We start from the raw sequence: 9,567 nt of genomic DNA, 5'->3' as shown, positions 1-9,567 counted from the left end.
TTTCCGATCCGATTACATCGGATCAACCGCTCTAGATCATTGGTTTGACGCATTTTCTGAACCAGCAGATGATTCCATCTGATTGGAAAATGCTCTAAGCGCGGCGGTTTGCGGCGCTATCCGGCGATCTCAGATCGCCCAGCCGTCGCTTCCGGCCCATTGCAGCGCGGGGCCCTGCCCCGCCCGGCTTTCCGCCAGGAGCGCGGACAGGTTTTCCGCACAGACCGGATGAGACAGCAGGAAGCCCTGCAACTCGTGGCATCCCAGGTCGCGCAGGAACGCCAGTTGCATCGGGGTTTCCACGCCTTCGGCCGTTACGGCCATGCCGTGCACCCGGGCCACGCTGACGATGGCCTCCACCAGCCCTGCCCCCTGCGGTGTCGATATCGCCGCGACGAAGGACTTGTCGACCTTGATGCGGTCGACCGCCATGTCGCGGATGTGGCTGAGCGAGGAATAGCCCGTCCCGAAATCGTCGAGCGCGCAGGCCACCTCCAGCTCGCGCAGCGCCGCGATCGTGCGGCGCACGTCGCGCGAGGAGGCCATGAGCGCGGTCTCGGTCATCTCCAGTTCGAGACGCTGCGGAGCGACCCCGCTCTCCTCGAGCAGGTCCCGGACACGGGTCACGAAATCGGTACACCGCATCTGCGAGGGCGAGATGTTGACGCTGACCCGCACGTCGGGCCAAGCCCGCGCGTCCTCGAGCGCGCGGCGCAGGACAAAGTTGCCCAGCGCCTCGATCAGCCCCGATTCCTCGGCCTGCGGGATGAAGGTGCCCGGGCCGATGAAACCGCGCTCGGGGTGCTCCCAGCGCAACAACGCCTCGACCGCCCGAATGGCACCGGTCCGCGCGCAGTACATGGGCTGGTAGTGGACGTGCAACTGCGCCGGGTCTTCGTGCACGGCGTGGCGCAGCGCCTGCACCAGCTCTTCGCGCGCACGGATGTTCGCATCCATTGCCGGGGTGAAGAACAGGTAACGCCCGCGCCCCTCGGCCTTGGCCGTCGTGAGCGCGATGTCGACCCGTCGGGTCAGCTCGGTCCGCTCACGGCTGTCATCGGGAGCGAGGGCAACGCCAATGCTGCCGCCGATATAGGCGCGCGCGCCGAACAAGTCGAAGGGCCGGGCCAGTTGCTCGATAATGCGCGCGCAGATCCCCTCGACCGCCGCGCGGTCCTCGGGCTCGCAGATGGCAATGGCAAACTCGTCCCCCGCCATGCGCGCGACCATGTCGTAGTCACGCACCTCGGCGCGCAGGCGCGCGGCCACCTGGCGGATCAGTTCGTCGCCCGCCGGATGGCCCAGCGTGTCGTTGATCAGCTTGAAGCGATCGAGGTCAATGCACAGCAGCGCCAGGTGGCCCGCCCCGTCCGGGCCCTGCTCGCAGCGCTCGAGCGCCTCATCGAGCCAGGCCTCGAACATCATGCGGTTGGCCAGTCCCGTCAACGGATCGTGGAGCGCCTGATAGTGCGCTTCGCTGCGGCTCTCGGCCAGGTCGCGGGTCCGCCGGGTCAGACGGCTGGCGAGGAAAAAGACCACCGAGGCGACGACCAGCACCAACAGCATTGAGACGGGGCCGAGCGCGGAGACGACCTGCTGGCCCGGCGCGAAGGCCCGCCAGACAAGATAGCCCATGACCTGGCTGGAGCGATCACGCAGCGGCGCGGAGGTCTCACCCGGTCCGGTGCGGGGACCGGACTGGTAGCGCATATCGGCCAACCCGTAGTGCTGTGCCAGACGCTCGAAGAAAGACCCGTCGAGATAGGCGACCCCCACCACCATCGGCACCGCGCCCACGCGCTCGCCATCGGACGCCTGGCCGGCCAGGACCGGCTTTACCGAGAGGATCGCGGGGCGGCCGCGCAGGAAACGCAGATCCGCCACCACCGGCGTGCGCGTGCTCGAACCGTCGTTCTGGGTGCGGTTGCGGATGGTGGCCGCGCGCATCTGTTCGGCCAGCGGAGCGGCGTATTGCTCGATCCCGATGTAGCTGTGCGCTGCGACCCGTGCGTTGCCCCGAATCGCGTAGAGCGGCGCGCCTTCCGGCGAGAGGAGATAGGTCTCGGCGAGGCCCGCGTAGTCGGTGAACCAGCGCTCGGCGAAGACATCAAGCCATTCGAGATCGGGCTCGCCGCCGGACAACTGGCCCAGCAGCGCGCGGGAGGACGCGCCGACCTCGAGCCCATGGCTCATCTGCTCGACACTTTGCGCCACCACGGTCTTCGCGGTCGCCTGGTCCCGCTCGCGGGCGATCCGATCGACCTGGCTGCCGGACCACTGGAGCAGCGCGACCAGCAGCGTGCCCAGAACCATGATGGCAAGAGCCAGCGACAAGGCAAAGGCCGAACCGCGTCGGTCCGAACCGCCCCCGGGGGGATGGGCACGCCGTTCCTTCACGGGCGCCAGACTGCCCCCGCAAGGGATGCGATTTGGTTAATATCCCAAGCCACCTTCTGCCTTCCCCAACAAATTCCCGTGTTTGGCAGATACGGCATGCGCGAGAACTATCCCTTGAGCTTCCAGCCCGAGCGCAGGATCATGTAGACCACTACGGCCAGCACGGCATCGACAAGCGTCATGCCCAGCGCGCTGTGCAGCACGTCCATGTTGGTATCACCGATGTCGCTTTCGCCCAGGAATCCGAAGCGGAAGCCCGAGATCACGTAGAAGAAGGGATTGATGCGGCTGATGACCTGGAAGGCGGGCGCCAGATTGTCGATGACGTAGAACGTACCTGAAAGCAGCGAGAGAGGGGCGATGACAAAGTTTGTCACCGCCGCGTTATGATCGAACTTTTCCGCCCAGATCGAGGACAGGAGGCCCAGCAGCGCCAGGAACACCGCCCCGATGAGGCCGAACCACACGACCGCCCAGGGATGCGCCATCGAGAGGTCGACACCGGGCCAGAGCAGCATTGCGATCGACAGCGCCAGGCCCACCATCACCGCACGGGTGACCGCAGCCCCCACCATCGCGGCCATCAGTTCGGCTTCGCTCAGGGGCGGCATGAGGTAGTCGATGATCGTGCCCTGGATCTTGCCGGCCAGGAACGAGAAGCTGGAATTGGCGAACGAGTTCTGCATCATGCCCATCACGATCAGGCCCGGCGCCACGAAGGTCGCGAAGTTCACGCCCAGCACCATGCGGTCCCCACGGCCCATCGCCAGCGAGAAGATCACCAGGAACAGGAGCGTGGTCACCGCAGGCGCCCAGATCGTCTGCGTCTGGACCTTGAAGAAGCGGCGCACCTCCTTCATATAGAGGGTTCCGAGCCCGACCCAGTTCACCGTGTGGATGATGGGCTCGCCCTTGGCCGGGAAATGGCGGGGCTCAACGGGCCTCTCGGCACTGTGGAGTTCGGTCGAATTCGTTTGATCGTCCATGCCCCGGCGACTATCGGCTGACGTTTGGCATGGCAAGCGCCACCTTTTGAATTTCGGACAACCCGCGCGCGGTTGTCCTGTGAGGAACGGAACAGGAATGAGCTGGACGGACGAGCGCATCGAGAAGCTGACCAAGATGTGGGAAGGCGGGGCCACCGCCAGTCAGATCGCGGAAGAACTCGGGGGCGTCAGCCGCAACGCGGTCATCGGCAAGGCCCACCGCCTGGGCCTGAAGGCGCGTCCTTCCCCGGTGAAGGCCAACGAGAAGCCCGCCCGCGCGCCCGCGCCCAAGAAGGCGAAACCGGCAAGCGAGGCACCGCCCGCGCCAGCAGCCCCGGCCGCGCCCAGCGAAGCGCGTCCCGCGCCCGCGGCTCCGGCCCGCGCGCCGGCCGCAGCGCGTCCGCAGGCCCCTGCCCCCGCGCCCGAGCCGGAAACCGAAGAGGCGTCCGACACGCCCGCTTCGGACAAGCCGCGAATCGTCTCGGTCGGCCCCGGCGGCTTCCTGCGCCAGGGCCCTGGCGACCAGCAGCCGCCGATCCCGCCGGCGCCGCCGCGCCGCCTCGTGCCCGCCAAGCCGAGCCCCGAGATCGCCGACAAGACCAGCTTGCTCGACCTCAACGACCGCATCTGCCGCTGGCCGATGGGCACCCGGGTGAGCCGGACTTCCACTTCTGCGGCGACAAGGTCAATCCGGGCTTCCCGTACTGCGTCGAGCATTGCGGCCGGGCCTACCAGGCACAGCTGCCGCGCGGTTCGCGCCGTCCCCCGCCGCCGCTGCCCTTCGGCGGTCCGCGCGTGCGCTGAGGCACCCGCCCGCCACTTTTGAAAAACTCCGGATCCCGGCCCGCTGCTCCCGAGCATCGGGCCGGGATCCGAAACCCAGCCAGCGAGATCACTGCCACCGGGAGTTCGACCATGGGCCGCCTGACCTTCTGCGCCAGCCTTGCCGCCGCATTGGCTCTCGTGCCTGCGGGCCTTGCCGCCCAGGAAACCGCTCCTGCGCCCGGCGCGATGACGCCTGCGGTAGAAGCCCCAGCCGAGCCCGCACCCGAACCGGCCGAATACGCCTACGTCGCGCTCAAGACCGCCAAGGGCACGATCACGCTCGCGCTCGACACCACCCATGCGCCCAAGACCTCGGCGAACTTTCTCAAGTACGTCGATGCGAAGAACCTCGATGGCGCGCTGTTCTACCGCGCCATGCACCTGCCCTACGGGGAAGGTGAGGACCAGGGCCTGCTCCAGGGCGGCGTGCGCAACGCCGCGAAGCTCTTCGCCCCCGTCGCGCACGAGAGCACCAACGAGACCGGCATCAAGCACACTACGGGCACGATCTCGATGGCCCGCTTCGCGCCCGGCACGGCCACGGCCGACTTCATGATCATGCTTTCGGACATGCCTGCCCTCGACGCCGAGGACGGCAACACCGGCGAGGATCCGGGCGCAGGCTTCGCCGCATTCGGCCACGTTGCTGCGGGTATGGACGTGGTCAAGGCGATCTGGTCGCAGCCGCGTTCGGCCACCAAGGGCGAAGGCGTCATGAAGGGCGACATCCTGGAGAACGAGGTCCCCATCCTGAGCGCCCGGCGCACCTCCGCGCCGCCCAAGGCGCCCGAGACGCCCCAATCTCCGGCCACCGAAGCGGAATCGCCCACTCCGACCAGCTGACGGGGAACAGCGCCACCAACGCAGGGGAAATCCCTGCGCCCGCGCGCAACCGAGGCGAAACCGTGCCCGGCTAGTCTGCCCTCTCCCCGGAAGCGAGCCCGCAAAGGCCCGCCGATGGACTGGAGCAACGCAGCTATCGGTCAGCCTCGCCCATGAACGCGCACGATCCCGGCACCTCCCGAAGCCCCGGCTGGGCCCGCTGGCTTGGCCTGGGACCTGCGCGCGAGGACGAACCTCCTCCCCCGCCCCCGCCGACCACGGACACACTGCCGGGGCCTGCGGAAAGCCCTGCCGACAAGCGCCGGCGCCATGTGCTGGAGGACATCACCCGCTTTCTCATGGGGCACGGATTGCCGGTCAGCCCCCACACGCTCACCATCGCGCACGATGTCGTGACCGGCGCCAACCCCGCGCTGGTCCGCCTGGTCGGAGAACATGTCGCGAGCGGAGCGCCGCTCACCGTCGAATGGCTTGAAGAGACGGTGCGCTGCGACGAAGAGGAAAGCGGCGCACGCCAGATCCACGCCCTTGTGCGCAAGCTTGAGGGCGCCATTGCCAAGTTCGGGTGTACCGCCACCGCTGCGCGCTCTGCTACCACCAGCTACAACGAGACCCTTGCCGAGCAGGTCGACGCCCTGGGCGGCATCGCGCCGTGCCAGGAGGCCAGCAGCGCGATCGCGGCGCTGACCTCTGTCGCGCGTGAGATGCTGCGCCGTACCCGCGACATGGAGCGCGAGATCTCCCGCTCCGAGCGCGAGACAGAAGCACTCCAGCGCAGCCTCGAAGATGCCCGCCGCGAGGCCGAGATCGACCACCTCACCGGCCTTCCCAACCGCCGCGCCTTCGAGGCCGTGTTCGAGGATGAACTGGCCCAGGCCAAGGACAAGAACGAGCCCCTGTGCGTTGCCTTCTGTGACATCGACCGCTTCAAGCGCGTCAACGACACCCACGGCCACGAGGCCGGGGACCGCGTGCTGCGCACCGTCGCGCAGGCTCTGGCCGAACTGTCCAACGACAAGTGCCATGTCGCACGTCATGGCGGCGAGGAATTCGTGGTGCTTCTGCGTGGATCGAACCTGGCCACGGCCTGTACGATCCTCGACGAGACGCGCGAGTCGATCGCCGCGCGCCGTCTCGTCAACCGCGCCACCAACACCCCTTTCGGACGGATCAGCTTCTCGGCCGGGGTCGCCGACGTCCACGCCTACCCCAACCGCAAGAGCGCCCTGCGCGCAGCCGACGAGGCGCTGTTCCGCGCCAAGCTGGCCGGACGCAACCGGGTCATCGCGGCAGGCCATGACGACTGGAACGGCTTTCGCGTCATTCCCCCCGATCCTGCCTCCGGGACCGCGGCCTAGCCGCTCAGCCCCGCCACCGCCTGCGCCAGGGCGAAGAACTGCTCCATCACCCACAGGAAGGGCGGGACAACCACCCGCTCGACGATGTTCCAGTCGGGAAAGACATAGGGGACGCCGAGCAGGATCAGGAACATGAGCCCCAGGCTGAAGGGCCGCGCCCGGGCATAGACGCGCGCGGCGGGCGGGGGCAGCAGGCCCTCGACGATGTGCGAGCCATCGAAGGGCGGCACCGGCAGCAGGTTGAAGAGCGCCAGGAAGACGTTGAACTGGATGAACAGCGTCAGGCTGAGCGCGGCGAACTCGCTCACGCCGCCGCCCTCTTCGGGCAGGAAACGGGCGAGGAGGCCGAACAGCACCGCCGAAAGCGCGGCCAGCACCAGGTTGCTCCCCGGCCCTGCCGCGGCCACCAGCATCATGTCGCGGCGCGGATGGTTCAGGCGGCGCTTGTTCACCGGAACCGGCCGCGCCCACCCGAAGACCGGCGCGTGGACCAGCGCCAGGAAGCCCGGCACCAGCAGGGTCCCCACCGGATCGACATGGCGCAGCGGGTTCAGCGTCAGGCGCCCGGCCGCGTGCGCCGTGGGATCGCCGAGCAGGCGCGCCACGGCGCCGTGCGAGACTTCGTGAAAAACGATGGCGAGGATCAGTGGCAGAGGGATCGCCGCCATCTGCAAAGCTGTAAGTTCCATGGTCCCGTCCCTTAGCCTGGCCCCTATGGCCGGGTGCTGAACGCCCGCCCGAAAGCCCGAGCGATCAGTGGCCCAGCGCCTCGCTGAAATGCTTGCGGCACAAGGCCACGTAGCGCTCGTTGCCGCCGATCTCGGTCTGCGCGCCTTCGCTCACTGCGCCGCCGGTGGCATCGACCCGCAGGTTCATCGAGGCCTTGCGCCCGCAGTGGCACACCCCCTTCAGCTCCACCAGCGTGTCCGCGATGCCCAGCAGCACCGCCGAGCCCGGAAAGAGCGCGCCCTGGAAGTCGGTGCGCAGGCCGTAGCACAGCACCGGGATATTGGCCTTGTCGGCCAGATGCGCGCATTGCCAGACCTGCTCTGCTGTCAGGAACTGCGCTTCGTCGATGAGGATGCAGGACAGCGGCTCGGCCGCGTGCGCGGCGCTCACCCGCGCATAGAGGTCCGTCTCGGGCGCAAAGCGGTGCGCGCTGGCATGAAGTCCGATCCGGCTCTCGATCGCGTAGGCATCGTCGAGCCCACCCGAGCGGCTATCGAGCGCGGCGGTCCACAGCATGGTGCGCATGCCGCGTTCGTTGTAGTTGAAGTTCGCCTGGAGCAGGGTCGCCGACTTCCCGGCGTTCATGCTGGCGTAGTAAAAGTAGAGCTTGGCCATCGCTGCTGGGGATAACAGGGCTCGCGCCGCTGTCTACGGGCTTGCTCTGCGTTCTCCCCGGCAGGAAGGATCAACGCCAAGTTGCACCGGGCGCGCGCGTCCACAAAGCGGCCTGCGCGGCCGTCGACAGAGCACAGCACGGCAGTGGAGCACGCCATGAAACGAATGATCGCCGCCTTCGTCCTGATGGGACTGGCGATAGCGGTCGCGATCTACATCGCGATGGCCCCGGTCGCCTCGCCGACGGCGGATGGCGCGCTCAACGGCTTCCTCGCCGGGCTCGACGGCCTGGTCGACGGCATCGAGGCCGCAGTCGGGCGCAGCACCGGCGCCCTCATCGCGATCGGGATCGGCCTCGCGCTCTCGCTCGTCCTGGCGCTGATCCCCACGCGCACGCGCTACGAGGAGGAGGGCGAGCTCTTCTTCAACCCGTCCGACGAACTCGATCTTGACCATTACCCCCAGGCCCCCGGCGCGCAGGACCTGATCGAGGCCGAACAGGACGAAGATGCGCCTGTCGAAGCGACTGCACCCGCTCCCCGGCCAGCCCCGCCCCCCGAGGTCGAACGCGCGGCACAGCCCGCGCCGGTCCCCGCCCAGCCCGTACCGGCAGAGCCCATTGCGGCCGAGCCCCTGCCTGCGCAGCCCACGCCCGCGCCCTTCACCGCCACCCCGCTCACCCTGGTGCGCAAGGTGCGGGAACCGGGTCGCGACTGGTTTGGCGACAGCAGCTGGTTCGGCGGCCTCCCGCGCCTGGGCGATACGCCCTGGCCGCGCGACCTTTCCGGCATCGCCCTGCCCTTCCTCGCCCAGATCGACCTCGCCGACATCGCCGCGTGCAGCGCGGAAGGTTCGCTGCCCCGCGCCGGCTCGCTGGCAGTGTTCCTCGGCGATGGCGGCGTCGTGCCGCTTGCCGTAGACGTTACCGCCGACTTCACCGATCCCCCGCAGGACCTGCCCCCCGCCTTCGAGGAGGGTGCGGCCATGCCCTTCCCGCAGCACACCTCGCGCCTGACCCGCTGGCTCTTTCCCTACTGGCCCATCGAGGTCCATGCCGGAGACGCCATCGGCACCGCGCTTGAACGCGACCACCCGTTCTACGCAGTGGGCGTGGGCGAGCCGGTCGAGACGCTGTGGTGGCATTCGGTCCAGCACTTCGCCGATCGCCTGCGCGAGGGACTTGAACAGGCCGACGCGCCGATCGCGGCGCACCGCGCGAACCTGCTTCAGGCCCGCGAGGAACTGAAGCGGATCGAGAACGATCCCGACACCGACCCTTACGAGCTGGAAGACGCGCGCGAGGACATCGAAGGCCTGGAAGCCGACCTCGCCCGGATCGAGGAACAACGCGGCTCGCTGCCTGACATGCTGGCCGCGCTTGAGAGCTTCACCGAGGGCCGCGCACCCTGGGGTGTGCTGAGCGAGCAGGAACTCGAGATCGTGCGCGATCTCTTGCCCGAAGCGCACGAGCGTTATGGCGAACTGATCGGTCCGGCCATTCCCGGCTCGCTGGCCGAAATGGCGACCGTCTCGCTGCGCGCGGCGATTTCAGGCCCCCCCGAAGCGGTCGCGGCAATTCCCGAAGCCATGCTCGCGCGCCTCAACGCCGAGTACCGTCTCCCCGCCGAAGGCACGCACCGCCTGTTCGTGCCCGCCTCGGACAGCGAGGAGATCGTGCTCGTCGACCTCGCCTGGGACGACATGATCGAATGGTGCTGGCCCGAGGAAGCCCGCTTCCAGATCCGCATCGCGCCCGAGGACGCCGCTCTGGGCAACTGGGACCGCGCCCGCGCCCTCTTCGTGCCCGGCTGATA

Annotated in this window: 7 protein-coding genes and 1 pseudogene; 4 read left to right on the top strand and 4 right to left on the bottom strand. The window is 68.4% G+C overall.

Features of this window, described 5'->3' with window-relative positions; translation table 11 throughout:
* Positions 1 to 129: 129 nt before the first annotated feature.
* A complete protein-coding gene (locus tag MBENS4_RS10295; protein ID WP_242404863.1) occupies positions 130 to 2,397 on the bottom strand; it encodes a putative bifunctional diguanylate cyclase/phosphodiesterase in 2,268 nt (755 codons plus the stop codon).
* Positions 2,398 to 2,504: 107 nt separating this feature from the next.
* Complete coding sequence (locus MBENS4_RS10290; RefSeq protein WP_039390560.1) at positions 2,505 to 3,383, bottom strand: ABC transporter permease; 879 nt, start codon at positions 3,381 to 3,383, stop codon at positions 2,505 to 2,507.
* 97 nt (positions 3,384 to 3,480) lie between these two features.
* Between MBENS4_RS10290 and MBENS4_RS10285 the strand changes: the two are divergent.
* The 3 genes and pseudogenes from MBENS4_RS10285 to MBENS4_RS10275 all read left to right on the top strand — a co-directional run bounded on the left by MBENS4_RS10285 (position 3,481) and on the right by MBENS4_RS10275 (position 6,409).
* Positions 3,481 to 4,187, top strand: a pseudogene (locus MBENS4_RS10285) (GcrA family cell cycle regulator).
* A gap of 111 nt (positions 4,188 to 4,298) precedes the next feature.
* Positions 4,299 to 5,051, top strand: a complete 753-nt coding sequence (locus MBENS4_RS10280; RefSeq protein ID WP_039390558.1) for a peptidylprolyl isomerase — start codon at positions 4,299 to 4,301, stop codon at positions 5,049 to 5,051.
* Between the two features lie 152 nt (positions 5,052 to 5,203).
* Complete coding sequence (locus MBENS4_RS10275; protein WP_052322184.1) at positions 5,204 to 6,409, top strand: GGDEF domain-containing protein; 1,206 nt, start codon at positions 5,204 to 5,206, stop codon at positions 6,407 to 6,409.
* Here MBENS4_RS10275 and MBENS4_RS10270 read toward each other — a convergent pair.
* Both MBENS4_RS10270 and MBENS4_RS10265 read right to left on the bottom strand, forming a co-directional pair.
* A complete protein-coding gene (locus MBENS4_RS10270) occupies positions 6,406 to 7,098 on the bottom strand; it encodes a site-2 protease family protein (RefSeq protein ID WP_039390544.1) in 693 nt (230 codons plus the stop codon). The two genes, MBENS4_RS10275 and MBENS4_RS10270, sit on opposite strands and share 4 nt — an antisense overlap.
* A 64-nt stretch (positions 7,099 to 7,162) precedes the next feature.
* Positions 7,163 to 7,753, bottom strand: a complete 591-nt coding sequence (locus MBENS4_RS10265; protein WP_039390543.1) for a thymidine kinase — start codon at positions 7,751 to 7,753, stop codon at positions 7,163 to 7,165.
* 156 nt (positions 7,754 to 7,909) lie between these two features.
* Here MBENS4_RS10265 and MBENS4_RS10260 point away from each other — a divergent pair, with 156 nt between their 5' ends.
* On the top strand, positions 7,910 to 9,565 hold the full coding sequence (locus MBENS4_RS10260; protein WP_144400888.1) for a DUF1963 domain-containing protein: 1,656 nt from the start codon (positions 7,910 to 7,912) through the stop codon (positions 9,563 to 9,565).
* Positions 9,566 to 9,567 lie beyond the last annotated feature (2 nt).

This window comes from Novosphingobium sp. MBES04 (assembly GCF_000813185.1).
Classification (GTDB): Bacteria; Pseudomonadota; Alphaproteobacteria; order Sphingomonadales; family Sphingomonadaceae; genus Novosphingobium; species Novosphingobium decolorationis.
This window is presented reverse-complemented; position numbering and strand designations above follow the sequence as displayed.

Coding starts and splice junctions, on each gene's coding strand:
- MBENS4_RS10290 (WP_039390560.1), bottom strand. CDS start 3,383: ATGGACGATCAAACGAATTCGACCGAACTCCACAGTGCCGAGAGGCCC.
- MBENS4_RS10280 (WP_039390558.1), top strand. CDS start 4,299: ATGGGCCGCCTGACCTTCTGCGCCAGCCTTGCCGCCGCATTGGCTCTC.
- MBENS4_RS10275 (WP_052322184.1), top strand. CDS start 5,204: ATGAACGCGCACGATCCCGGCACCTCCCGAAGCCCCGGCTGGGCCCGC.
- MBENS4_RS10270 (WP_039390544.1), bottom strand. CDS start 7,098: ATGGAACTTACAGCTTTGCAGATGGCGGCGATCCCTCTGCCACTGATC.
- MBENS4_RS10265 (WP_039390543.1), bottom strand. CDS start 7,753: ATGGCCAAGCTCTACTTTTACTACGCCAGCATGAACGCCGGGAAGTCG.
- MBENS4_RS10260 (WP_144400888.1), top strand. CDS start 7,910: ATGAAACGAATGATCGCCGCCTTCGTCCTGATGGGACTGGCGATAGCG.